General features: G+C 61.6%; 24 protein-coding genes. 12 read left to right on the top strand and 12 right to left on the bottom strand.

The genetic code is table 11. The features are described 5' to 3' along the window. Nucleotides 1-24: 24 nt before the first annotated feature. Both rlmD and cysM read right to left on the bottom strand, forming a co-directional pair. The gene (gene rlmD, locus AD666_RS02825) at nt 25-1,395 is read right to left on the bottom strand and encodes a 23S rRNA (uracil(1939)-C(5))-methyltransferase RlmD (RefSeq protein WP_053147328.1); all 1,371 of its coding nucleotides are present in this window, start codon (nt 1,393-1,395) and stop codon (nt 25-27) included. Next, nucleotides 1,395-2,297 (bottom strand): cysteine synthase CysM, encoded by a 903-nt coding sequence (gene cysM, locus AD666_RS02820; RefSeq protein WP_053147326.1) that lies wholly within the window; start codon nt 2,295-2,297, stop codon nt 1,395-1,397. The genes rlmD and cysM overlap by 1 nt, the downstream gene beginning before the upstream one ends. 293 nt (nt 2,298-2,590) lie before the next feature. Between cysM and AD666_RS02815 the strand changes: the two genes are divergently transcribed. From AD666_RS02815 to AD666_RS02800, 4 genes are all read left to right on the top strand, one after another. Beyond that, a complete protein-coding gene (locus AD666_RS02815; RefSeq protein WP_053147324.1) occupies nt 2,591-5,341 on the top strand; it encodes a response regulator in 2,751 nt (916 codons plus the stop codon). Nucleotides 5,342-5,407: 66 nt separating this feature from the next. Further along, nucleotides 5,408-6,397 (top strand): 2-hydroxyacid dehydrogenase, encoded by a 990-nt coding sequence (locus AD666_RS02810; RefSeq protein ID WP_053147322.1) that lies wholly within the window; start codon nt 5,408-5,410, stop codon nt 6,395-6,397. Between the two features lie 183 nt (nt 6,398-6,580). After that, the gene (locus tag AD666_RS02805; RefSeq protein ID WP_053147320.1) at nt 6,581-7,015 is read left to right on the top strand and encodes a hypothetical protein; all 435 of its coding nucleotides are present in this window, start codon (nt 6,581-6,583) and stop codon (nt 7,013-7,015) included. Then, complete coding sequence (locus tag AD666_RS02800) at nt 7,015-7,419, top strand: META domain-containing protein (RefSeq protein ID WP_053147318.1); 405 nt, start codon at nt 7,015-7,017, stop codon at nt 7,417-7,419. Before AD666_RS02805 ends, AD666_RS02800 begins: the two co-directional genes overlap by 1 nt. Nucleotides 7,420-7,495: 76 nt before the next feature. On the opposite strand, the gene AD666_RS02795 is transcribed toward AD666_RS02800, so the two are convergent. After that, a complete protein-coding gene (locus tag AD666_RS02795; RefSeq protein ID WP_053147316.1) occupies nt 7,496-7,963 on the bottom strand; it encodes a TlpA disulfide reductase family protein in 468 nt (155 codons plus the stop codon). Nucleotides 7,964-8,090: 127 nt separating this feature from the next. On the opposite strand from AD666_RS02795, the gene arsC reads away from it, so the two are divergent. The 3 genes from arsC to AD666_RS02780 are packed head-to-tail and all read left to right on the top strand — an operon-like array spanning nt 8,091 to nt 9,464. Next, complete coding sequence (arsC, locus tag AD666_RS02790) at nt 8,091-8,444, top strand: arsenate reductase (glutaredoxin) (protein ID WP_053147314.1); 354 nt, start codon at nt 8,091-8,093, stop codon at nt 8,442-8,444. After that, nucleotides 8,441-9,046: an NAD(P)H:quinone oxidoreductase gene (gene wrbA, locus AD666_RS02785; RefSeq protein WP_053147312.1), complete on the top strand. Its 606-nt coding sequence runs from the start codon at nt 8,441-8,443 to the stop codon at nt 9,044-9,046. Before arsC ends, wrbA begins: the two co-directional genes overlap by 4 nt. Next, complete coding sequence (locus AD666_RS02780) at nt 9,039-9,464, top strand: DUF2069 domain-containing protein (RefSeq protein WP_053147310.1); 426 nt, start codon at nt 9,039-9,041, stop codon at nt 9,462-9,464. The genes wrbA and AD666_RS02780 overlap by 8 nt, the downstream gene beginning before the upstream one ends. 98 nt (nt 9,465-9,562) lie before the next feature. On the opposite strand, the gene AD666_RS02775 is transcribed toward AD666_RS02780, so the two are convergent. Continuing rightward, nucleotides 9,563-10,237 (bottom strand): DNA-3-methyladenine glycosylase I, encoded by a 675-nt coding sequence (locus AD666_RS02775; RefSeq protein WP_053147308.1) that lies wholly within the window; start codon nt 10,235-10,237, stop codon nt 9,563-9,565. Between the two features lie 68 nt (nt 10,238-10,305). After that, nucleotides 10,306-11,130, bottom strand: a complete 825-nt coding sequence (gene ttcA / locus AD666_RS02770) for a tRNA 2-thiocytidine(32) synthetase TtcA (RefSeq protein WP_053147306.1) — start codon at nt 11,128-11,130, stop codon at nt 10,306-10,308. Between the two features lie 297 nt (nt 11,131-11,427). On the opposite strand from ttcA, the gene AD666_RS02765 reads away from it, so the two are divergent. Both AD666_RS02765 and AD666_RS02760 read left to right on the top strand, forming a co-directional pair. After that, on the top strand, nt 11,428-12,030 hold the full coding sequence (locus AD666_RS02765; RefSeq protein ID WP_039591896.1) for a Yip1 family protein: 603 nt from the start codon (nt 11,428-11,430) through the stop codon (nt 12,028-12,030). A 156-nt stretch (nt 12,031-12,186) separates the two neighbouring features. Beyond that, complete coding sequence (locus tag AD666_RS02760) at nt 12,187-12,681, top strand: SprT family zinc-dependent metalloprotease (protein ID WP_053147304.1); 495 nt, start codon at nt 12,187-12,189, stop codon at nt 12,679-12,681. A 121-nt stretch (nt 12,682-12,802) separates the two neighbouring features. On the opposite strand, the gene AD666_RS02755 is transcribed toward AD666_RS02760, so the two are convergent. Both AD666_RS02755 and AD666_RS02750 read right to left on the bottom strand, forming a co-directional pair. Then, on the bottom strand, nt 12,803-13,978 hold the full coding sequence (locus AD666_RS02755) for a CaiB/BaiF CoA-transferase family protein (RefSeq protein WP_053147302.1): 1,176 nt from the start codon (nt 13,976-13,978) through the stop codon (nt 12,803-12,805). Nucleotides 13,979-14,256: 278 nt separating this feature from the next. Further along, on the bottom strand, nt 14,257-15,609 hold the full coding sequence (locus tag AD666_RS02750; protein ID WP_053147300.1) for a dicarboxylate/amino acid:cation symporter: 1,353 nt from the start codon (nt 15,607-15,609) through the stop codon (nt 14,257-14,259). A gap of 334 nt (nt 15,610-15,943) precedes the next feature. Between AD666_RS02750 and AD666_RS02745 the strand changes: the two genes are divergently transcribed. Then, nucleotides 15,944-16,942, top strand: a complete 999-nt coding sequence (locus AD666_RS02745) for an AraC family transcriptional regulator (RefSeq protein WP_053147298.1) — start codon at nt 15,944-15,946, stop codon at nt 16,940-16,942. 45 nt (nt 16,943-16,987) lie between these two features. On the opposite strand, the gene AD666_RS02740 is transcribed toward AD666_RS02745, so the two are convergent. From AD666_RS02740 to AD666_RS02730, 3 genes are all read right to left on the bottom strand, one after another. Further along, nucleotides 16,988-18,334: an ATP-binding protein gene (locus tag AD666_RS02740; RefSeq protein ID WP_053147295.1), complete on the bottom strand. Its 1,347-nt coding sequence runs from the start codon at nt 18,332-18,334 to the stop codon at nt 16,988-16,990. Further along, nucleotides 18,331-19,008: a response regulator gene (locus tag AD666_RS02735; protein ID WP_053147293.1), complete on the bottom strand. Its 678-nt coding sequence runs from the start codon at nt 19,006-19,008 to the stop codon at nt 18,331-18,333. Before AD666_RS02735 ends, AD666_RS02740 begins: the two co-directional genes overlap by 4 nt. 92 nt (nt 19,009-19,100) lie before the next feature. Beyond that, nucleotides 19,101-19,700, bottom strand: a complete 600-nt coding sequence (locus AD666_RS02730) for an outer membrane beta-barrel protein (protein ID WP_053147292.1) — start codon at nt 19,698-19,700, stop codon at nt 19,101-19,103. 156 nt (nt 19,701-19,856) lie between these two features. Here AD666_RS02730 and AD666_RS02725 point away from each other — a divergent pair, with 156 nt between their 5' ends. Continuing rightward, complete coding sequence (locus tag AD666_RS02725; RefSeq protein WP_053147289.1) at nt 19,857-20,648, top strand: dienelactone hydrolase family protein; 792 nt, start codon at nt 19,857-19,859, stop codon at nt 20,646-20,648. A 106-nt stretch (nt 20,649-20,754) separates the two neighbouring features. Beyond that, nucleotides 20,755-21,480, top strand: coding sequence for a 4'-phosphopantetheinyl transferase (locus AD666_RS02720; protein WP_218186697.1), 726 nt, complete (start codon nt 20,755-20,757; stop codon nt 21,478-21,480). A 49-nt stretch (nt 21,481-21,529) separates the two neighbouring features. On the opposite strand, the gene AD666_RS02715 is transcribed toward AD666_RS02720, so the two are convergent. Together AD666_RS02715 and AD666_RS02710 are read right to left on the bottom strand one after the other, a co-directional pair. After that, nucleotides 21,530-23,140 carry an ATP-binding protein gene (locus AD666_RS02715; RefSeq protein ID WP_053147285.1) on the bottom strand — a complete coding sequence of 537 codons (1,611 nt, stop codon included), beginning with the start codon at nt 23,138-23,140 and terminating at the stop codon, nt 21,530-21,532. Continuing rightward, a complete protein-coding gene (locus AD666_RS02710) occupies nt 23,137-23,859 on the bottom strand; it encodes a response regulator transcription factor (protein ID WP_053147283.1) in 723 nt (240 codons plus the stop codon). The genes AD666_RS02715 and AD666_RS02710 overlap by 4 nt, the downstream gene beginning before the upstream one ends. Nucleotides 23,860-24,583 lie beyond the last annotated feature (724 nt).

Here is a 24,583-nt window from a genome sequence, read left to right as displayed (position 1 = left end):
CTGTAGCGGATTGGCACGAACGGGTCAGTCGGACAAGCCATCCTGGCTCGCTTCAAATAACGCCATGGCCTCGACATGCGCCGTCTGAGGAAACATATCGAGAATCCCGGCACGTTTTAACCGGTAGCCCTGCTTGATCAATTCGACCGTGTCCCGGGCCAAAGTTGCCGGGTTGCACGATACATATACCAACCGCCCGGCACCCAGGGATGCCAGCTTGCGCACCACCTCGAAAGCACCGTCACGGGGTGGGTCCAAGAGTACCGCAGAAAAGCCCTCGCCGATCCATTCGGCCCCCGCCAGGGGCTGGGATAAATCGGCCTGAAAAAAGGCGGTGTTATGCAAATTGTTGCTGAGCGCATTCGTCGCCGCCCGGTCCACCATAGTCTGCACACCTTCGACGGCGACTACTTGACGCACCTGCCTGGCGAGCGGCAGGGCGAAGTTGCCCAGGCCACAGAACAGATCCAGGACTCGCTCGTCAGGTTGAGGAGCAAGCCATTGCAGGGCCTGGGCAATCATCGCCTCGTTGATGCCGGCGTTCACCTGGATGAAATCCCCCGGTCGATAGGCCAGCTCCAGGTCCCAGGTATCCAGGCGATAACCCAGGGTCTGGCCGGGCTCCACCGGTTGCGGCTCTCCCTCGCCATGAAGCCATAACTGGGCCTCATGGAACGCGCAGAAATCCTTGAGGATCGTCAGGTCGGCCTCCGATAGCGGTGCCATGTGCCTTAGCAACACCGCCAGGGACGAGCCGGCGAACAATTCCACATGGCCCAGCGCCTGGGGTTTGCTCAGGCGCCTGAGCATATCCGGCAGACGACTCATGATCGGTTGCAAGGGCTGTACCAGCACGGGGCAATCGCCAATGGCGACGATGTCCTGACTGCCGGCGGCACGGAAACCCACCTCGAGCTTCTTCGCTTTCTGATCCCAGCGCACGGCCACTCGGGCGCGACGTCGATAAGCGAACTCCGGCCCGCTCAGCGGCGCGGCCCATTCCTGAGGTTCGATACCGGCCACCCGCGACAACTGCTCGGCGAGCATGCGCTGTTTCAGGGCGAGCTGTTCGTCGTGGGGCAAATGCTGGACGCTGCAACCACCGCATTGGCCGGCATGGGCGCAAGGTGCCGGGCGGCGCAGGTCACTGGCCTGAAATACGCGCTCGGCGCGCGCTTCGACTACTTTGCCATGGGCGCCGAGCACCCGTGCCTCGACTTCCTCGCCGGCCAAGGCGCCGATAACGAACCAGGTACGGCCATCGACAAAGCCAATGCCCCGGCCATCGTTGGCCAGACGTTCGATGCTCAAGCGCTGCTTTTTGCCAGTGGGCACCTGGGGGGCCCGGCTTCCGCCGCTGGGCTGGAAGCGCAGGCCTCTTTCATGCCTGGCCATCAGTTGGGCGCGTCGAAAATGCCGGTGGACAGGTAACGGTCACCCCGGTCGCAGATGATCGCGACGATCACCGCGTTTTCAACTTCCTTGGACAAGCGCAGCATGCCCGCCACGGCACCGCCCGAAGACACGCCGCAGAAAATACCCTCTTCCCGGGCCAGCCGACGGGTCACGTCCTCGGCCTCACTCTGGGCCATGTCGATAATGCGGTCCACGCGCTCGGCCTGGTAGATCTTCGGCAGATATTCCTCGGGCCAGCGACGAATGCCCGGAATGGCCGAGCCCTCCATCGGCTGCAGACCGATGATCTGCACGCCCGGGTTCTGTTCCTTGAGGTAGCGCGAGGTTCCCATGATGGTACCGGTAGTGCCCATCGAACTGACGAAATGGGTAATGGTGCCGCCGGTCTGGCGCCAGATCTCGGGGCCGGTGCTGGTGTAGTGGGCCTCGGGGTTGTCGCCGTTGGCGAATTGATCCAGCACCTTGCCACGCCCTTCGGCCTGCATGCGCTCGGCCAGGTCCCGGGCGCCTTCCATGCCCTCGTCCTTGGACACCAGGATCAATTCGGCACCGTAGGCGGTCATCGCTGCCTTGCGTTCGGCGCTGGAATTGTCGGGCATGATCAGGATCATCTTGTAGCCCTTGATGGCCGCCGCCATGGCCAAGGCGATTCCGGTGTTGCCGGACGTCGCCTCGATCAGGGTATCGCCGGGCCGGATCTGTCCACGCAGTTCACCCCGGGTGATCATCGACAGCGCCGGCCGATCCTTGACCGAACCCGCCGGGTTGTTCCCTTCGAGCTTGAGCAAAAGCGTGTTGCTGGTGGCGCCAGGCAGGCGCTGCAAACGGACCAGCGGGGTGTTGCCGACGCAATCGGCGATGGTGGGGTACTGCAATGTCATGGCGTATTCGCAATCCGGGCTGCGGGGGCGCCTATCATACCGGCAAACGTTGCCAGGCCATATCACGCAAAGTGTGGTGGTTATGGCTTATGGGAATAAGCGAGCCAAGGTGGTGACGAGTGAGCTTGCTTGCGCCTGCCTGCGTAGCGGTTCCAAAGCTTGAGCAGGTAAAGGCACCGCAACCGCGACGTGAATTTTACGAAGATTGCCCATCCGCAAATCGCTACACTGCGCAGGTATTGCATGCCGGATGCGTGCAAGTTCGATCTGACCGCTGGATGCAGGAGACAAGTGTGCTCAAGAAACTGGGAATCAAAGGCCGCGTACTGCTGCTGACCCTTCTGCCGACCAGCCTGATGGCGCTGGTCCTGGGCGGCTATTTCACCTGGATGCAGCAATCTGACCTGCACGCCCAGTTGCTGCAACGCGGCGAAATGATTGCAGAACAGCTTGCACCACTGGTCGCCCCGGCCATGAGCCGCCAGGACACCGACCTGCTGGAGCGCATCGCCACACAGTCCCTGGAGCAGACGGACGTGCGCGCCGTGACGTTCCTCGCGCCCGATCGTACGCCGTTGGCCCATGCGGGCCCGACCATGCTCAACCGGGCCCCGGAGGGCAACAGCGCCCAATTGCTGCAACGCACCGGCAACGACGCCACGCGCTATCTGCTGCCGGTCTTCGGCAAGCACCGCAACCTGGCCGGCGAACTGATACCCGAAGAAGCCGACCGCCTGCTGGGCTGGGTCGAGCTGGAACTGTCCCACAGCGGCATGTTGCTACGCGGTTACCGCAGCCTGTTCGCCAGTCTGTTGTTGATTGCCGCCGGCCTGGGCCTCACCGCGCTGCTGGCCCTGCGCATGGGCCGCACCATCAATCGGCCGTTGAGCCAGATCAAGCAAGCCGTGACGCAACTCAAGGACGGCCACCTGGAAACCCGCCTGCCACCCTTGGGCAGCCAGGAGCTGGATGAGCTGGCGTCGGGCATCAACCGCATGGCCAGCACCCTGCAGAACGCCCAGGAAGAATTGCAACACAGCATCGACCAGGCCACCGAAGACGTGCGCCAGAACCTTGAAACCATCGAGATCCAAAACATCGAGCTGGACCTGGCCCGCAAGGAAGCCCTGGAGGCGAGCCGGATCAAGTCCGAATTCCTGGCGAACATGAGCCATGAGATCCGTACGCCGCTCAACGGCATCCTGGGCTTCACCCACCTGCTGCAGAAAAGCGAGCTGACCCCGCGCCAGCTCGACTACCTGGGCACTATCGAGAAATCCGCCGACAGCCTGCTGGGCATCATCAACGAGATCCTCGACTTCTCGAAGATCGAAGCCGGCAAGCTGGTGCTCGACAGCATTCCCTTCAACCTGCGGGACCTGTTGCAAGACACCCTGACCATCCTCGCGCCTGCCGCCCACGCCAAACAACTCGAGCTGGTGAGCCTGGTCTATCGCGACACCCCGCTGTCGCTGGTGGGCGACCCGCTGCGCCTCAAGCAGATCCTCACCAACCTGGTGAGCAACGCCATCAAGTTCACCCGCGAGGGCACCATCGTCGCCCGTGCCATGCTCGAAGATGAGCTCGAAGACAGCGTGCAGCTGCGTATCAGCATCCAGGACACCGGCATCGGCCTGTCGAGCCAGGACGTTCGGGCGCTGTTCCAGGCGTTCAGCCAGGCTGACAACTCACTGTCCCGGCAACCGGGCGGCACCGGGTTGGGCCTGGTGATTTCCAAGCGCCTGGTGGAACAGATGGGCGGCGAGATCGGCGTCGATAGCACACCGGGCGAAGGCTCGGAATTCTGGATCAGCCTGCGCTTGCCCAAGACCCGTGATGACGCGGAAGACCTGCCCGGCCCGCCGTTGCTGAACCGCCGCGTGGCCCTGCTGGAAAACCATGAACTGGCCCGCCAGGCCTTGCAGCACCAGTTGGAAGACTGCGGTCTGCAAGTCACACCGTTCAACACGCTGGAAAGCCTGACCAACGGTGTGACCATCGCTCACCAGACCGACCAGGCCATCGATCTGGCGGTGCTGGGCATCACCAGCAACGACATGCCCCCTGAGCGCCTCAACCAGCATGTCTGGGATCTTGAACACCTGGGCTGCAAGGTCCTGGTACTGTGCCCTACCACCGAACAGACGCTGTATCACCTTTCAGTACCCAACCCCCACAGCCAACTGCAGGCCAAGCCGGCCTGTACCCGCAAGTTGCGCCGGTCTCTGTCCGATCTGATCAATCCACGTCCACCCCGCAACGAACCCAGCGAACCGGTGGCCAGCCGTGCGCCCAAAGTGCTGTGCGTGGACGACAACCCGGCCAACCTGCTGCTGGTACAAACCCTGCTGGAGGACATGGGTGCCAAGGTGCTGGCGGTGGAAAGTGGCTATGCAGCGGTCAAGGCCGTGCAAAAGGAAACCTTCGATCTGGTCCTGATGGACGTCCAGATGCCCGGCATGGACGGGCGACAGAGCACCGAGGCGATCCGCCAATGGGAAAGCGAGCGGCACTGCACGCCACTGCCGATCGTCGCCCTCACCGCCCATGCCATGGCCAACGAGAAACGTGCCTTGCTGCAAAGCGGCATGGACGACTACCTGACCAAACCCATCAGCGAGCGCCAGCTGGCTCAGGTGGTGCTCAAATGGACCGGCCTGGCCCTGCGCAACCAGACGCCGGAGCGAAGCAACGAAGCCCCGGGCAGCGGTGAACTGCTGGTGCTCGATCACGAAGAAGGCCTGCGTCTTGCCGCCGGCAAAGCCGATCTGGCGGCGGACATGCTGGCCATGTTACTGGCCTCCCTGGAAGCGGATCGCGAAGCGATTCGCCAGGCCAGCGAAGCCAACGACCACAACGCCCTGATCGAGCGGGTCCACCGCCTGCATGGCGCGACACGTTACTGCGGCGTACCTCAATTGCGTGCCGCCTGCCAGCGCAGCGAAACCCTGCTCAAGCAACAGGATCCGAAAGCCGCTGCCGCCCTGGAAGACCTGGACCATGCCATTGATCGTCTGGCCAGCGAGGCGCGCGTGAGTGCCTGACCCAGGGCAATAATCATCGGGACGATTGCGCTTAAGCTGATGCCATTCCAGCGCCAGGAGGCCGCCATGCGGGTGATTTTTTTCAGCAGCCAGACCTACGACCGCGTCAGCTTCACCAACGCCCCGCTACCGGCGGGCATTGAATTGCAGTTCCAGCCGGCGCGCCTGAACCTGGACACCGTGGCCCTGGCCGAGCGCCACGAGGTGGTCTGTGCGTTCATCAACGATGACCTCAGCGCCCCGGTACTGGAACAACTGGCGGCCGGCGGCACCCGGCTGATCGCCCTGCGCTCGGCCGGCTACAACCATGTCGACCTGCCCGCCGCCAAACGCCTGGGCTTGAGCGTCGTCCGGGTGCCCGCCTACTCGCCCCATGCCGTGGCCGAACATGCGGTGGCCTTGATCCTGACGCTCAATCGCTGCCTGCACCGCGCCTACAACCGCACCCGAGACGGCAACTTCAGCCTTCATGGCCTGACCGGATTCGATCTGGTGGGCAAGACAGTCGGCGTCGTCGGCACCGGACAGATCGGCGCGACCTTCGCACGGATCATGACCGGGTTCGGCTGTCAGTTGCTGGCTTACGATCCTTATCCCAACCCTGAGGTGGAAGCCTTGGGCGCACGCTACCTGCCCCTGGCCGACCTGTTGGCGCGAGCGCAGATCATCAGCCTGCACTGTCCCCTGAACGAGCAGAGCCGACATCTGATAAACGCCCGGTCGCTGGCAGCCATGCAGCGCGGTGCCATGCTGATCAATACGGGGCGCGGCGGTCTGGTGGACACTCCGGCCTTGATCGACGCCCTTAAAAGCGGTCAGTTGGGCTACCTGGGGCTGGACGTCTACGAGGAAGAAGCCCAGCTGTTTTTCGAAGATCGCTCCGACCTGCCCCTGCAGGACGACGTACTGGCACGGCTACTGACCTTCCCTAATGTGGTCATCACCGCCCACCAGGCGTTTCTGACCCGCGAAGCCCTGGCTGCCATCGCCACGACCACCCTGGACAATATCGCTGCCTGGGCGGCCGGCACGCCGCGGAACCTGGTAGACAACTGAACCTTCGTCCCCCTGTGAGAGCGAGCCTGCTCGCGATAGCAATCTGTCAGTTGACATAAATGTGACTGATCCACCGCTATCGCGAGCAGGCCCACTCCCACAGTGGATTTCGTCGCCTGGACGGCATCCGGCCCTTCCCCAACCTTGGCGCGTGCTAGCATATCGCGCCAACCTGGAGGACCCATGGCCGAACACGATTTCCGCTACACCTTGATGAACCCCCACCACACCTTGACCGAAGTCCGCGCCCTGGCGCCGGGCCGCTACCAGGTGACCGGCAACGGCGGTTCGATCCAGACCAACGACGTGCTGCTCGTCACGCTCAAGGGCAGCAAAGACTTGTCCATGCGTCTGACCGTCGACAGCGTACGCCACCTGCTCAAGCCGATGGGGCAATGGACCGCCGTGACCACCGGCCCGGTGTTCGGCGAACTGGCGATCCATACCTGGCAAGTCAATTGCGACCGTTGCGCCAGAGAGCTGAAATTTGAGTTCGCCGTCGACGCCAAGCTTGGCAGCAAGGCTCAGAAGCCTGCTGCCAATGCGCGCATCGCCGAGCTGGGCTGGGCCACGGTGGGTGAAAAACACATCTGCCCCGATTGCCAGGATGCCGCTTGATGAAATGCTTGACCCTGTCCGCGTTGATCGGCATGAGCCTGATGGGCTGCGCCGCTGAACCTGTGCAGTTGCAACAGAACCGCAGCTATATTCTGGAATGGATTGGCGAACGACCGTTGATGGATTACAGCCACCTGACCATTACGCTGGGCGAAGACGGCCGGGCCTATGGCAACGCAGGCTGCAATCATTGGTTCGCGCCGTATACCCTGGAAGGCCACCGCTTGAGCTTCGGCAAGATCGGCAGCACCCGCAAGCTCTGCGGGCCGGCCGTGATGGAACAGGAAACACGCTTTTTGCAGGCGCTGGAAAAGGTCGAACGCTGGGACGTTTCGCCCATCGAGCAGATGCGTTTCTGGCCCGCCCAGGGTAAACCGTTGCGGTGGTGGCTGGAGGAAGGCTGAGCCTGCCTGAAAAAAGCTGTGGGAGCACTGTTGCCGTGGGAGCAAGCCTGCTCCCCCAACCTTGCTCCCCATCCTGCTATTTGAGCGCCTGCAACGCCTCCAGCTTGGCCATCACCCCCGCCGCAGTCTGCTCCCCCAACAACTGCTCACGCATCTTGCCCTGGTTATCGATGATGTAGGTCACCGGCAGTCCTTCGCTGCGGGGCAGGTCGAATATTTCGGCCGGGTCCCGCGCCAGCACGGTAAAACGAATGCCCATTTTTTCGCTGACGCTCTTGAGCTCTTGGCCCTGCACCTGATCGAAGTTGACGCCGAACACACCGACATTGCGTCCTTTGAGTTGTTCGGCCAAGGTGTTGAATTCAGGGATCTCGGTGCGACAAGGCGCGCACCACTCGGCCCAGTAGTTGATCACCAGCCACTGCTTGTCCAGCCGTTGCGAGGCGACAGCCTGGCCGTTCTGATCCACCCCATAGTCATTGCCACAACCGGCGAGCATCAAAATGCCCATGCATACCAGTGCCGCCGTCAATCGCCTTGCCATGTGCCTGTCCTTGTATTGAATATGAACGCCTGCGCGGCCCATCATCTGCAAAGGCACCCGTGCGGGGTGCCTGGGGCGTCGCGGCACAGTAGAATAGCCGCCACCTTACGCAAGATGCGACCCACTCATGACCGACCTGACGCTTTATCACAACCCGCGCTGCTCGAAATCCCGTGGTGCGTTGGAACTGCTGGAGGCCCGAGGCCTGACACCCACCGTGGTCCATTACCTGGACACCCCGCTCGACACCGCGCAATTGGAGCGCCTGCTGGGCAAGCTCGGTATCCCCGCCCGACAACTGCTGCGCACCGGCGAAGAACAATACAAAGCCTTGAACCTGGCCGACGCCAACCTCACCGAGGCCCAGTTGATCGCCGCCATGGCCGCTCACCCGAAACTCATCGAACGGCCCATTCTCGAAGTGGGTGACAAGGCGGTGATCGGACGCCCGCCGGAGAAGATTCTGGAGATCCTGCCGTGAGCGCACCGTACATCCTGGTGTTGTATTACAGCCGCGGTGGCGCCACCAATGAAATGGCCCGGCAGATTGCCCGCGGCGTCGAACAGGCCGGGCTGGAGGCCAGGCTGCGCACGGTGCCAGCCGTCTCCACCGAGTGCGAAGCGGTGTCCGCGGACATTCCCGAGCAAGGCCCGCTGTACGCTACTCTCGATGATCTGAAGAACTGCGCCGGCCTGGCCCTGGGCAGCCCGACCCGCTTCGGCAACATGGCCGCGCCGCTCAAGTATTTCCTCGATGGCACCAGCAACCTGTGGCTGACCGGTGCATTGGTCGGCAAGCCGGCTGGCGTATTCACCTCCACCGCAAGCCTGCACGGAGGCCAGGAAACCACCCTGTTGTCGATGATGCTGCCACTGCTGCACCACGGCATGCTGATCACCGGCCTGCCCTACAGCGAATCGGCCTTGATCGACACCCAGGGCGGCGGCACGCCGTACGGACCGAGCCATCACGCCGGGGCCGACGGTAAAAGCGGCTTGAACGAACACGAAGTGACGCTGTGCCGGGCCCTGGGTCTGCGCCTGGCGAAAACCGCACAAGCGTTGGAGAACGGTCGTGGCTAAGAAGCCGAAAGTGCTGCCGCCCATCCGCTGGCTGGAGCCTCGGGTGCGCATAGCCCGCGTCATGAGCCTGCTGTGCTTTTCCGGCCTGGTGGGGTTGCTGTGCGTCTATTACCTGCTGATCGCCGACCTGCACGGCGCAAGGCCCTGGGTGATCCTGTTGATCGAACTGGTGCCGCTGTTGATCCTGGCGCCTGGGATGATCATCGGCAGTGCCCGTGGGCATTCCTGGATGTGCTTCGTGGTGAACCTGTACTTCATCAAGGGCGCTCTGGCCGCTTATGACCCGAACCGCCAATGGTTCGGCGTGCTGGAAATGGCGGCAAGCGTGGCGGTGTTCTGCTCGGCCCTGTTGTATGTGCGGTGGCGGTTTCAGTTGAACCGCAGGCTTGCTGGCGAAGGTGAGATTTCCTGCGCCTGATAGACCGCTTTCGCGAGCAAGCCCGCTCCCACATTGGAATGTGGCGTTCACAGATCCGGTGTGGGAGCGGGCTTGCTCGCGAAGAAGACGACGCGGTACTAGTGGTTCACGGTATAAGCCAGCATCATCGAAATCTGCGACATCGGCCTTCCACCACTCTCTTCATGCCAACGGTTGAAAGCGTCCTGCACGGTCGCCAGGTCTCGCAGGCTGGTGGGGACTTTGTCGATGATGTCCTGGGCATTGAGCGCGGCCACCACGTCATAGCTGGGCACGAAGGTGTCCTTGCCCATCATCCGTAAAAAGCGCGGCGCCGAGAGGCCACCCAGTTGATGACCTTTCTTCTTCAGATAGGTCCACAGGCCGACGATATCGGTCACCGGCCAATCGGCAATCAACGCACCAAAGCTGCCCTTTTCGTGGGCCACGTCCAGGATCAACTGCGCGTTGCGCGGCACGCTCTTGAGCTTGCCCAGGTGCCGGATGATCCGCGGGTCCTGCATCAGCCGCTCCAGATGCTCCGCGCTCATCAACACGACTTTTTCCGGGTCGAACTTGAAGAACACCTCTTCGAACGCCGGCCATTTGGCGTCCACCAGGCTGTGCTTGAGCCCGGCGCGGAACACCCGTAGCGCCATGGTCGAGAGGTAGCGGTCATCGCCGATCTTGCGCAGTTGTGCCGGCGTCTTGGGAACCGGCAGGTGGGCTTCCAGTTCAGCCGCCGAACCGAAGCGGTTCAGACAATACTCGTGCAGCCACTTGTAATCGCGCATGCCCTCTCCTGGGGTCGGAAATGAAAACGGCGCCCGCGAGCGCCGTGAATACAGGGGGTGTGCCCTCGTCAGAGGTTCACCACGTTGACGAACCGCGGCGTGGCGCTTTCGTCGATACGAAGGTTGGCGAAGTCAAACAGGTTGCGGTCCGCCAGCTGCGACGGAACCACGTTCTGCAAGCCACGGAAAATACTCTCGGTCCGGCCCGGGGTCTTGCGTTCCCACTCCTGGAGCATTTCCTTGACCACCTGGCGCTGCAGGTTCTCCTGGGAGCCACACAGGTTGCAGGGAATGATCGGGAATTGCTTGAAGTCCGAATAGGCCTGGATGTCTTTCTCGCTGCAGTAGGCCAGCGGACGAATCACCACGTTGCGCCCATCGTCGGCACGCAGCTTGGGCGGCATGGCTTTGAGCGTGCCGTTATAGAACATGTTCAGGAAGAAAGTCTCGACGATGTCGTCCCGATGATGCCCCAGGGCCATCTTGGTCGCGCCGATCTCATCCGCGAAGGTATAGAGCGTACCGCGACGCAAGCGGGAGCACAGTGAACAGGTGGTCTTGCCTTCCGGGATCAACTCCTTGACCACCGAATAGGTGTCTTTCTCGACAATATGGTATTCCACGCCCAATGATTCGAGATAAGCCGGCAGCACGTGTTCGGGGAAGCCGGGCTGCTTCTGGTCCATGTTCACCGCGACGATGTCGAACCTGATCGGCGCAACCTTCTGCAAATGCATCAGCACGTCGAGCATGGTGTAGCTGTCCTTGCCACCGGACAGGCAGACCATGACCTTGTCGCCGTCTTCGATCATGTTGAAATCGGCGACTGCCTCACCGGCCTGGCGGCGCAGGCGCTTTTGCAGTTTGTTCTGGTTGACCGTAAGAGTGCCCATGACGCGAAATCCGTGAGGTGTGACGAAAGGCCGGCATTTTACGCAAAAACGCGCAATGTGGCACCGTCCCCTCGCCACAGGCACTTTGCATGACCCTCGCAGTGTGCACAGACCCATCGGCGATTAACGCTCTGCTCCACAGCGCGATTTGCTCTAAGCCCCCCATCCCCCTCGGGTCGAGTCCTTTCTATACTGCGACATAAGGTCGCACACACTTACAGACCTTAACTTACTTGGCCAGTTGGCCCGTAGGCGCTCCGTTGGGGGGCGATGGCAATAACAAAGGAGTGACTGACTATGATCCATCACGTCGTGGGGCTCTTTACCCACCCTGATCAAGAATGGAAAGAAATCCGTGGCGATCAGGAGGAAAGCATCAGCCACATGTACCTCACCCATACGCTGATCCTGGCGGCCATCCCCGCCGTATCGGCGTTTATCGGCACCACGCAGGTGGGATGGGTCATCGGCAATCGCCCACCGGTGATGCTCACCCAGGAAAGCGCGCTGTGGATGACCATCATGTCGTACCTTGCCATGCTGGGTGGCGTAGCGGTGATGGGGGCATTCATTCACTGGATGGCCCGTACCTATGATGCCAATCCGAGCCTGGCCCGTTGCGTCGCGTTCGCCACTTACACCGCGACACCGCTATTCATCGGTGGCCTGGCAGCGCTCTACCCGCACATGTGGCTGGGGATGATCGTCGGCACGGCGGCCATCTGCTACACGGTCTATCTGCTGTATGTAGGCTTGCCCACGTTCATGAACATTCCTCAGGACGAAGGGTTCCTGTTTTCCAGTTCGGTGCTCGCCGTCGGCCTGGTGGTGCTGGTCGCCATCATGGCGTTCACGGTGATCGTCTGGGGGCTGGGCGTCGGCCCGGTCTACACCAACTGACACCAAGGCTCGCCTATAAAAACAGGATCTGCCAATACAGGCCGCCGCAAGGCGGCCTTCCTGTGTGTGCAACGGCCGAAACGACCACTGGGCGCCCAGGCGATTCGCAACGGCCGGCGCTTGCGGCATACTCGGGATTCTGGAGACCCGTAAAGCATGCTCGAGCAACTCAATACCCGTGTCGAAGAGTGTTACCAACAAGCCGAATCCTTTTTCAAACGTCCTTTCAAACGCCCCGTGGTCAGCTTCAAGTTGCGCGGTCAGAAAGCCGGTGTCGCGCATTTGCATGAAAACCTGCTGCGCTTCAACCCGCAGCTGTACCGCGAAAACGCCGAAGACTTCCTCAAGCAGACCGTCGCCCACGAAGTCGCCCACCTGATCGCCCATCAGTTATTTGGCGAACGTATCCAGCCCCATGGCGAGGAATGGCAACTGATCATGCGCGGGGTGTACGAACTGCCGCCCAACCGTTGCCACACCTACGAAGTCAAACGCCGCAGCGTGACTCGTTACATCTACAAATGCCCCTGCGACGCCAACGACTTTCCGTTCTCGGCCCAACGCCACAGCTTGGTCCGCCAGGGGCGACGGTACTTGTGCCGCAGCTGTCGGGGGACGTTGGTATTCAGTGGGGAGACGCGGGTGGAATAGCTTGTTTTTTTGGGGGCTGGGCCGGCCCCATCGCGAGCAGGCTCGCTCCCACCGGGGATTTCTGAACGCCATAGATCCAGTGTGAGGGCGAGTCTGTTCGCGATGACGCCCTGAAAAAACACTACAAAATCACCTTGTCACCGCGCAATCGAGCAATCCTCTCAACACTAAACCCCAACTCCCCCAACACCTGATCCGTATGCGCTCCCAGCTCCACGCCTATGTGCCGGGGTTCGGGCAGCCCCTCCGAGAACTTCAACGGACAGGCCATCTGCGCCTGGCTCGAACCATCGCCTCGGGGCACTTGGGTGACCACTTCCCTGGCCTGCAACTGCGGATGCGCAAGGGCCTCCGCCAGGCTCAGCACCGGTTCGACGCAGGCATCGACTGCGGCGAACAACTCACACAGCTCGGCCAAATCGCGTTTTTCGAACTCGGCTTGCAATGCCTGTTTGAGCAGATATTGCTGCGCGGGATCGAGCCCATGGACCGCCAGTTCCGACCGTCCAAGTGCCTCGCACAGCGCCTGCATAAAGGCTGGCTCCAGGCTGCCCACTGACATCCAGCGGCCATCCCGGGTCCGGTAATAGTCGTAGAAGCTGCCGCCGTTGAGCATCTGGTTTTCCCGGGCCGGCAACACATCGCAGGCCAGGTAACCGGCGCCGGCCAGCGCGTTCAGGCTGAAGGCACAATCGGCCATGCTCACATCCAGGTGCTGGCCCTGCCCGCTGTGTTGCCGCGCGATCACCGCCGCCAACAGCCCGATGACCCCGTGCAGCGAACCACCGGCAATGTCTGCCGCCTGGATGCTCAACGGCAGCGGGCCGCTGTCGGCACGCCCCGTGTAGCTGGAAAGCCCCGTCAGGGCGAGGTAATTGATGTCGTGTCCGGCACGCTCCCGGTAGGGACCGGTCTGGCCGTAGCCGGTAATCGACACGTAGATCAGCCGCGGATTGATTGCTTTCAGGGCCTCATACCCCAGGCCCAGCCGCTCCATCACACCGGGGCGAAACTGTTCCAGGAGAATGTCGTGCTCGCCGAGCAGCCGCTTGATGATTTCCAGTGCCGCCGGCTGCTTGAGGTCCAGCGCCAGGCTGCGCTTGTTGCGGTTGAGGTAGGCATGACTGGCGGAGACGCCCTGATCATGGGGCGGCATTATCCGTAAGAGATCCGGACGGGTCGGCGACTCGATACGCAACACCTCGGCGCCCATGTCCGCCAACAACAAGGAGGCGAATGGGCCGGGCAACAGCGTCGAGAAGTCGAGCACCTTGAGCGATGCCAATGGGCCTTGCATGGACGATCTCCGCTGGATGATCAGCAAAGACTAGGCAGGGGTGGGTGAAGGCGCAATTACCGCAAATGTCGCCGGGAATGACCATTGCGCTCAGGCAAGTAAAGGCTCGGTAGCGAGAAGTGACGGTGGGAGCAAGGCTTGCCCGCGATGAAGTTGATGCGGTCTCATTCAAAATCGCAGCGCCTGTATCGCGAGCAAGCTTTGCTCCCACAGCGCGGGGAAGATCGATCGCCAATAAAAAACCCGCCGAAGCGGGTTTTTTCATTGCAGCTTGAAGATTACTTCACAACGCCTGGAGCCGAGGATTCAGCCGCCGCGATCTGCGCCGCCGCGATCTGCTCATCATCTTCACGTACATCGGAGATGCCGCGGCCACCGGAAGCCAGTTCGGCGTGCAGCTGGTCTTCGTCCAGCTCCTTGACCCACTTGGCAACCACGACGGTGGCGACTGCGTTGCCCACCAGGTTGGTCAAAGCGCGGGCTTCGGACATGAAGCGGTCGATACCCAGGATCAGCGCCAGACCGGCTACTGGCAGATGGCCTACCGCCGACAGGGTAGCCGCCAGCACGATGAAGCCACTGCCGGTCACGCCCGCAGCACCTTTGGACGACAGCAGCAGCACCAGCAGCAGGGTGATCTGGTGAGTGAGGTCCATCTGGGTGTCGGTGGCCTGGGCAATGAACACCGCCGCCATGGTCAGGTAGATCGAAGTACCGTCGAGGTTGAACGAGTAGCCGGTCGGAATCACCAGACCTACGACCGACTTCTTGGCACCCAGACGCTCCATCTTGATCAGCATGCGAGGCAGTGCCGATTCCGACGAGGAAGTGCCCAGCACGATCAGCAGCTCTTCACGGATGTAGCGCACCAGCTTGATGATGCTGAAACCATGGGCGCGGCAAATGGCACCCAGCACCACCAGTACGAACACGATGCAGGTGATGTAGAAGCAGATCATCAGCTGACCCAGCTGCACCAGCGAACCGACACCGTAGGCACCGATGGTGAACGCCATGGCACCGAAAGCACCGATGGGAGCCAGTTTCATGATCATGTTGATGATGATGAACATCACGTGGGCGAAGCGATCGATGAAGTCCAGCACCGGCTTGCCGTAGGCGCCCAGGCGATGCAGGGCAAAACCGAAGAGTACCGAGAACATCAGCACTTGCAGGATGTCACCGTTGGCAAACGCGCCGACGATGGTGTTCGGGATCACGTTGAGGATGAAAGCAACGATGCTCTGATCTTTACCGGCCGAGATGAAACCGGCGATCTTGCTGGTGTCCAGAGTCGTTACATCGATGTGCATGCCATTACCCGGTTGCACAACGTTGACCACGACCAGACCGATCAACAGGGCGATGGTGGAGACGATTTCGAAGTACAGCAACGCGTAGCCGCCGGTCTTGCCGACCGACTTCATGTTCTGCATGCCGCCGATACCGCTGACGACCGTACAGAAGATGATGGGGGCGATGACCATTTTGATCAGTTTGATGAACCCGTCACCGAACGGCTTGAGGGCCACACCGGTCTGTGGGTAGAAGTGGCCGAGCAAAATACCGATGGCAATGGCTACGATCACCTGGAAATACAGGGATTTGTACAGTGGCTGACGAGTCGTCATGGCAAACCTTCCTCAAGCGTCCCGTGTGACGACATCCACCTGTCATCAACGAAACCTCACCTTTGCGAACCCTCCTGCACTGGAGGGATTTGTTTTTGGCGGCTGCACGCAGCAGACCTACGTACTGCATCGCAAAGCCCGTGCCATTTTTGCGAAAACCCCTACAGCCTGCATGGCAGACGGGTTCCATAAATATTCAAAAGATAAACAGCCCTTCACAAGATGGCGGATTTCCGCCTCACGCTCCATTCGCATCCCGGAATTTGGCGGATATCCGCCTTGTCGAGCCGGGGCGCCCTGCTACCATCGGTCGCCTAACACACGGATGGATGCCATGCGCCAACGCACGATCGCCAGCCATTTCGCCCGCGCAGCACTGGGCGGCGCCCGTCGACAAGGGTTCGACTATTTACCCGTCCTGCAACAGTCCGGCATCAGCCTCGAACTGCTGGATGAGCCGCGGGCACGTATTGCGCCAGAGCAGTTCGCCCGCCTGTTGCAGGCGCTCTGGCTGGCTATGGACGATGAATACCTGGGCTTCGGCAAGGCCCGCAGCAAACCCGGGACCTTTGCCATGATGTGCCATGCGCTGATCCACTGCCGCAACCTGGCCAGTGCCTTGCAGCGCGGCCTGTTGTTCTACAGTCTGTTCCCCGACGGGCCGGACCTGGCGCTGGTGAACGAAGGGGAACGCGTGCGCCTTGTGCTGGACGAGTCGACGCTGTGGGACCCGGATCATTTCCTCACCGAAAGCCTGCTGGTGACCTGGCATCGCCTGGGCAGTTGGCTGATCGGTCAGCGGATCGGCCTGGAACAAGCGACCTTCGGCTATCCCAAGCCCGCCCATGGGGCCGAGTACGATTTGCTGTTCCCCTGCCCACTGGTGTTCGGGGCCCCACACACCAGCCTGTTGTTTCACAGCCGTTACCTGGACATGCCGCTGCTCCAGGACGAAAGAACCCTCAAACGCTTTCTGGAACGCTCTCCCGCCGACCTGCTGTCGCGCCCCGACGACGGGCACAGCCTGAGCAGCCAATTGCGCCGCCTGCTCAGCCGCGACACCCTTCGCTGGCCGGATCTGGACACTGTCGCCCATCATCTGCACATCAGTCCCCAGACGCTGCGACGGCATCTGCGGGAGGAAGGTACCAGCTTCCAGGAACTCAAGGATCAGCTGCGGCGGGATATCGCCATCTACCATTTAGGGCGGGCGGATCTGTCCTTGCAGCAGATTGCCGAGCAACTGGGGTTCTCCGAACCATCGGCGTTTCATCGGGCGTTCAAGAAATGGACGGGGGTGACGCCGGGGGCCTATCGGGAGCAGGAAAATTAAACAGGGCCGCCCTCCTGCGGCGTCTGTACCCAGCGGAACATCCGATCATGCCATCGGAAAATGAATCCGGAACGCCGCCCCGCCCAGTTCCGAATCTCCCAGGGTCAATGTAGCGCCATAGCTCTCGATAATGTCCTTGACCACCGCCAGACCGATCCCCTGCCCGGGATGCTGGCGATCCAGCCGCTCGCCACGTTGCAGGATCCGCGCGCGTTGATCCGGCGGTACGCCCGGCCCGTCATCCTCGACGCACAGTTCGATGCCGCCCTGGATCTGGTGCACGCTGACTCGTATTTCCCCCAGGCACAGCCGATAGGCGTTTTCCAACAGGTTGCCCAGCATCTCCAGCAAGGCCCCCTGCTCAATCGGCACATGACATTGCTCCGGCAAGTCGAAGACAACGTTGACCCGCTTATCGCGATAAACCTTGTCCAAGGTGTCGCAAAGGCTCTGCAGCACTGGACGCAAGCGCACCTGATGGCGCACCAGCCCGCTCTTGCGCAAGCTGGCACGTTGCAACTGGTAACCGATCTGCTGGCTCATGCGCTCGATCTGGGTCTGAAGCACCCAAGCCTGCCCACGCTCCTCGGGGCGCCGGGCCAGGTCCTCGCTGACGCCCTGCAGCACCGCCAGTGGCGTCTTCAGGCTGTGGGCCAAGTCATCGAGGGAGTCACGATAACGACTGCGCTGCTCGCGTTCGCTGTGCAACAAGCGGTTGAGAGAGCCGGTCAGGCGCAGCAGTTCCCGAGGGTGTTCGGTACTGAGGCTTTCCCGGGCCCCGCTTTCGATTTCATCCAGCTCCTGGCTCAAGCGTCGCAAGGCCCGAAGGCCCCAGGTCAGGCCGATCCACAATAGCGCCAGCAATACCAGCAATGCGGCACCGAAGCCCAGGTAAAGATTGTCCCGCAACCCCTGCAGGGTGATTTCGTAGTCACGAACCGGTTGCAGGGTAACGATACTGAATGCCGCGTTCTGGCCACCGAGCAGCTTGATCTCGACGTCATAGACGAAAAACTCCTGGCCATCCTTTTCGCGGATGCGCGCGAACTGATTGCCCTGGCCGTCGTAGCGCGGGGTGTAGTTGATGTTTTCTTCCCGGGTGGCCTTCGACCGCCAGACCAGCCGCCCATCGCGGTCATAGATGTAGCCCAGCAGGCGCGCATCGGCGAGGTTGAAGCGCTCGTCCGGCAGTTGCTCGGGCATCTTCAATCGATTGTTTTCCACCCGGGCGGCAGAAATCAGCGTGGTCACGTCCGACGCCAGACGTTGTTCGATGGACTCTTGCAAGGCCAGGCTGAACGCGCCTTGCATGGCCGGCAGCAACGCCAGCATGAACAGCACCGCCAGAGTCATGGCGGCCAGCATCAAGCGCAGCCGAAGCGAACGAATCACTGGCAGCGCTCGTTGAACAGGTAGCCCAGACCGCGCACGGTGTCGATTGGCTTGAATCCAGCCGGCGCTTCCAGCTTGCGCCGCAGGCGCCCTACCAGCACTTCGATGACATTGGGATCGCGCTCGTCGTCATCGGGATAAAGCTGCTCCATCAAGCGGTCCTTGGCCACCACCTGCTGGTGATGGCGCATCAGGTATTCCAGGATGCGGTACTCATAGGCGGTCAAGGCCAACGGCTCCTCGCCCAGTGACGCCTGCTTGCGATTGAGGTCGAGCAACAGCGGGCCGGCGGTGATGGTCGACTGGGTAAAACCACTGGAGCGACGCAACAGCGCGTTCAATCGCGCCTCCAGTTCCTCGAACTGAAACGGCTTGACCACATAGTCATCGGCCCCGGCGGCCAGGCCTTCGACCTTGTCCTGCCAGTTGCCGCGAGCCGTGAGGATCAGGATCGGGAATGCCTTGTCCTGGGCGCGCAGCCGGCGGATCAGCTCCAGCCCACTGATACCCGGCAGCCCGAGGTCGATCACCGCCAGGTCATGATTGAATTCACGGACCTGATACAAGGCCTCCTCGGCGTTGACCACGGCCTGCACTACGTGGCCGCTGTCGGTCAGTCGGGTCTGCAGGTGGTGACGCAACAACGCTTCGTCTTCGACGACCAGTAATTTCATGGAGCCTCTCTCCCCAGGCAGATTCAAACGGCACTGCGCACCTCAACGAAGGCGCCGGATCGTGTTCAACCGATCCGGCATCCATCACCCGCTTAGAACATATAGCTGGCGGACAGGTACGTCTGGGCGCTGCTGGTCAGGTCCAGCGAGCCCACCTTGTCGCCACCGTGCGGGCTCATCTCGGTGCTGGCATTACTACGCAGGTAACGGTAACCCAATTCCACCGCCGTGTTTTTCGATACCTGTTGCAGGACGCCCGCCTGCAAGCCTACTGCGTAGCCAATGTCGCTGTCGCGGCTGAAACCGGGAGAATCCTGGGTCAGCTTGGTCAGGCCCGCCGTACCGCCGCCGAACAGCTTGGTACTGCCGGTGACCGGGTAGAACACATCGTAGCTGCCCAGCAGGTTTTCCTGGCGCAATTTGATGCCGTTGTGGGTGCCCGAGACATTGTCATAGGTGGCGTAGTAACGACCCTGGTCGTTCTGCTTGCCCAGGCGCAGGCCATAGGTGGTGTCCTTGCCGATCACGCCGTCGGCGTTCGGATTGTTCAGGGCCTGGTCCAGGGCACTGGACTTCTTGACCTTGTCGCTGGTCTGGCCGAGGGTCAGGCTGGCGAAGTTATCGTCGGCATGGGCCATGGCGCTGGCGCCCAGAACGGTGAAAGCCAACAGCAGTTTTTTCATCCGGATCATATTCAGGTTCCTCTGGAACGTGGTGTGTGGTGAAGTCGACGCCACGTTAACCAACGGTCCCTGAACACCCCTTGAACGTTCTCTGAACCAGTGCTGAACGAATCGGCTAGAGTGTCCACTCTCAGTCGTGCAAACCACTTTTCATGGAGATCCGTCATGCGCAGGTTATTTGCTGTCTTACTTCTGGCTTTCAGCGGGGCGAGCCACGCCGCCATCCAGACCCAGGAGATTCCCTACACCAGTGCCGACGGCACGAAGCTGATCGGTTACTACGCTTACGATGACGCCATCAAGGGCCCGCGCCCAGGGGTGGTGGTAGTGCACGAATGGTGGGGGCTGAACGACTACGCCAAGCGCCGGGCTCGCGATCTGGCAGGCCTGGGCTACAGCGCCCTGGCCATCGACATGTATGGCGAAGGCAAGAATACCGAGCATCCCAAGGACGCCATGGCCTTCATGCAAGCGGCGCTCAAGGACGCCAAGGCGGCCAGCGCGCGGTTCCAGGCCGGGCTCGACCTGCTCAAGAAACAGCCCCAGACCGATCCGGACAAACTCGCCGCCATCGGCTATTGCTTCGGTGGCAAGGTGGTGCTGGATGCAGCGCGCCAGGGCGTGCCACTGGCCGGCGTGGTGAGTTTCCATGGCGCGCTGGTGACCAATACTCCGGCCAGCCCCGGCAGCGTCAAGGCCAAGGTGCTGGTCGAACATGGCGCACTGGACAGCATGGTCACCGAAGACAACGTCACCGCCTTCAAGACCGAAATGGACAAGGCCGGCGCCGACTACAAGTTCGTCAGCCTGGAAGGCGCCAAGCACGGTTTCAGCAACCCGGATGCCGACCGCCTGAGCCACGGTGAACATGGCGGGCCGGACATCGGCTATAACAAGGCGGCCGATGACAAGTCCTGGGCGGATATGCAGGCGTTCTTCAAGAAAATCTTTGGCTGAGGTTGTAGCCTGCCCGCTGTGGGAGCTAGCCTTGCTCCCACAGCCACAAACCTGTACCGGATTTGCCCTCTACCCAGCGTCAGGCCAACCCGGCAAAATGCCCGGCATGAACCGACTCCCCGCCCTTCCCGCCTGCTGCTCGCCTCTGGATGAACATTGGCTGCTGCCCGACGTCTTGCCTCATACGATTCTGCTCAGCACCTGCTTTGATCCATTGTTGCTGACCGCGGATGACTTCCTGCGCAGTGCCATCGAACCACCCGCGAGTATCCAGCGTTCGGTCGCCAAGCGGCAGGCCGAATTCCTTGCCGGACGGATCTGCGCCCGGGCCGCCCTGCACCGGCTGGACGGTCAGGGTTGCGTACCGGCCATCGGCGAAGACCGCGCCCCGGTGTGGCCAGCCCACATCAGCGGCTCGATCACCCACAGCACCGGGCGGGCCGCCGCCATTGTCGCGCACAAGGATCACTGGCGAGGGCTGGGAATGGACCTGGAAAACCTGCTCGACCCGGAACGGGCCGAGCGTCTGGCGGGTGAAATCCTCACACCGGCGGAATTGCTGCGCATGGCCACTACCCGACAGGATGACCGGGCGCTGCTGGTCACCTTGACCTTTTCAGTGAAGGAAAGCCTGTTCAAGGCGCTGTATCCGATCGTCGGCCAGCGTTTCTACTTCGAACATGCCGAGGTACTGGAATGGAGCCACGATGGTCAGGTGCGGCTGCGGTTGCTGACCGATCTATCGAGCGAGTGGCGCCACGGCAGTGAACTGCAGGGGCAGTTCGGGGTGAAGGATGGACAATTGTTGAGTCTGGTGGGGGTCAGGGCCTGAGTCTTGTAGTGCTCTTTAGTGCCTCATCGCGAGCAGGCAACTACATGACTCAAGACCGGTCCTGATGCCTCGGCCAACTCAAGCTGAAACAGGCCCCCCCCAGGCTTTTGCTCTTGCCGACCAACGCCCGGCCGTCATGCCAGTGGATGATCCGTCGCACGATCGACAGCCCCAGTCCATGACCGCCCGAAGCACGGGCACGGCTATCGTCCAGCCGCAGGAAGGGCTTGAATACCCGCTCCCATGCTGCCTCCGGCACGCCAGGCCCATCGTCCTCGACGTCCACTCGACAACGCAACTGTCCCACCTGATAACTCACCGTCACTCGTGACCGGGCGTGGCGCATGGCGTTGCTCACCAGGTTCTGCAAGGCGCGATGCAAAAAGCGCGGCTCTGCCTCGACCCAGGCATCGTCGCAATCGGCGGCCGAAAGACAGAGACCGCGCTCCACCGTGACGCCCGGCCTGAGCGGGCCCAGCTCCTCGATCACTTGATTGACCAGCGCATCGAGGTCCACTCGCTGGAAATTCAGCGCCGGGGAGCCCTGCTCCAGCCGTGCATAGGTCAGCATTTCGTCCACCAACCGATCCAGGTCCTCGATGTCGTGGTCCATCCCCGCCAGGTATTTTTCACGAGTCTGGGCGGTGGTGGCGCTGCCGATCATTTCCAGGCCGAAGCGCAGGCGCGCCACCGGTGTGCGCAGCTCATGGGACACCGCACGCACCAGCTCGCGCTGGATCGCCAGCAATTGTTGCAGGTGCTCGGCCATGCCGTTGAACGCCGCGGCCAATCGCCCAACCGAGTCGGCGCCACGGGTCGGTACGCGGGTTTCCAGACTGCCCTGGGCGATCTGGGTGGCAGCCGACTCCAGACCCCGCAGGCGCCGCTCCAACTGGCGCACCAACAGGTAAACGATCAAACCGATCAGGCTCAACCCCAGCACCGCGATCAATACCAGCCATTGCGGCGGATAAGGGTTCATCTGGTACAGCGGGCCGATCTCCAGCACCCACGGCGTACCGACCAGGCCGGCGAACACCCGGATCGAATCGCCGTCCTTGCCCAGGGCCATCACGGTATCGCCCTCGGAAACGCGGCGGCGCTGGTCTTCGTCCATGTCCACCTGATCGACGGTCATCAGTCGAAGGTCGAAACCAAAGCCCTTGTCCTGCTTGAGCTGGGCGAGCCGTGCGGGTTGTTCGGACACGGGGTAGCGCACCAGTTCGTCGGCCAGCAGATAAATAGTGGCACGGGCCAACTGTTCGCTGATCTGCCGGACCTCGCCCATCAGCATCAATTTCTCGCCGTCGCTGACCAGTCGATAGACCTTCGCCGCGTGAGGGCCGGTCTGCTCCACCAACGCCTGCCCGCGCAATACGCGGGTGCGCTGGCCAAGGTCCAGATCGGTCTGGGCGAACGTGCGCAACGCCAGGGGAATCCCCAGCAGTCGCTCCCACAACAACAGCGCACGGCGGCGTTCGGTATCGTTCATTGGCCGCAGGTTATCGGCCATCAGGGAAAACGTGCCGTGGGCCAGGCGTTCGCGATACTGCTCGCCACGGGTCTGGTTGAGCAGATGCAGCGCCAGCACACCGAGGACTGCCACCAGCACCAGTGCAGCGCACATGCCGCCATAGATGCGCAGAAAGATCGAATTCACGGCGTCGGGTCTACGCAAGCTTCGGGAACGAACAGGTAGCCTTTGCTGCGAATGGTCTTGATCAACCGTGGATGGTCCGGGTCATCGCCGATCTTGGGACGAATGCGGGAGATCCGAACGTCGATGGAACGGTCCTGGCCGTCATAGCCGATGCCGCGCAAGGCAGTGAAGATTTCCTCTCGGGACAGGATGCGTCCGGCATTGGAAACCAGTAGCCACAACAGATCGAACTCGGCGCTGGTCAGTTCGATGCCGCTGCCCTGCAACCAGGCCTCGCGCAAGGCGTTGTCCACTACCAACGGGCCAAATTGCAGGCGCCGTGGCTTTTGCGGGTTGGGCTCGGCTGGCTCGCTGCGCCGCAACAAAGCCTGGATGCGCGCCAGCAATACCCGAGGACGCACCGGCTTGCAGACATAATCGTCCGCTCCCAGATCCAGACCCTGGATCTGATCGGTGTCATCGGTGCGGGCCGTGAGCATCAGAATCGGCCCGTCGTACTGCTCGCGCACCTTGCGGCAGATGCTCAGACCGTCTTCGCCGGGCAGCATCAGGTCGAGGATCACCAGGTCCGGCTGCTCGGCGATGATCCGCTGGGCCGCCACCGCACCGTCGCCTTCAAGGGCGACACGCAGCCCGTTGCTTTCCAGATAGTCACGGGTCAGCTCGGCCAGACGCTGGTCATCCTCGACGATCAATACCTGCCAGGCTTCTTGTTCCACTGGGGGCCTCTTAAGGTCAGTATCTGATAAGGAAAGACGCACTGCTCCCACATTAGGTTGGGTGCTGCCGCACCTCTTTCTGTCATGTTAAAAGAGGATAAGCATGCCAACGCACGGGCCGATTGTATAAACGGCGCGTGCCTGGAAAACAAGCGGACAAATGCGTTCGGTCGAGCAGGATTTGTGTGGTAATGTCCGCGCCCGCAAAAATCGACAGGCCTGTTTTCAGGGCCTCGAAAACGATGAAAAAAAGCCCGCTCCAGCAAGGTCGCGGCCTACAGCGCAGTTCCCGGTTTCGCACACAAATTACGCACAGGCTTATCCACAGGTAGTACGTTGCATTCCTCCCCCAAAACGCATTATCTTGTAGCCCGCTGCGAAAAAAACCCTACATGTAGGGGTTGAAGCCAAAAACCAAACACAAGTCGGACAGAGAATTCAAGCGCTTTTCGTGCCTCTTTCCACTTGAAACATCGTGTTTTCCCAAGACCAGACCGCCCCCTGCGGATGGCCACTGTTTCAACGGTCGAAACGACCGAAACGGTACGGGTGTTGCAGTCCATTACTGCCCCCCCTGTAACCCGGTTTCGAGCCCAGGCTCGCAACCCAGAACTTCGGATGGAAGCGGCCCCTGGGCCCTGCTTCCTACTGTCCCGAAGTTGTTATGCCCGACATCAGTCGGTTGTAGTGCTTCAGGACGGAACGGTGGGCACCGTAAAGGTGC

The organism is Pseudomonas sp. Pf153, from assembly GCF_001269775.1.
Classification (GTDB): Bacteria; Pseudomonadota; Gammaproteobacteria; order Pseudomonadales; family Pseudomonadaceae; genus Aquipseudomonas; species Aquipseudomonas uvaldensis.
The sequence above is the reverse complement of the archived record's forward strand: the minus strand, read 5'-3'. Positions and strand labels throughout refer to the sequence as shown.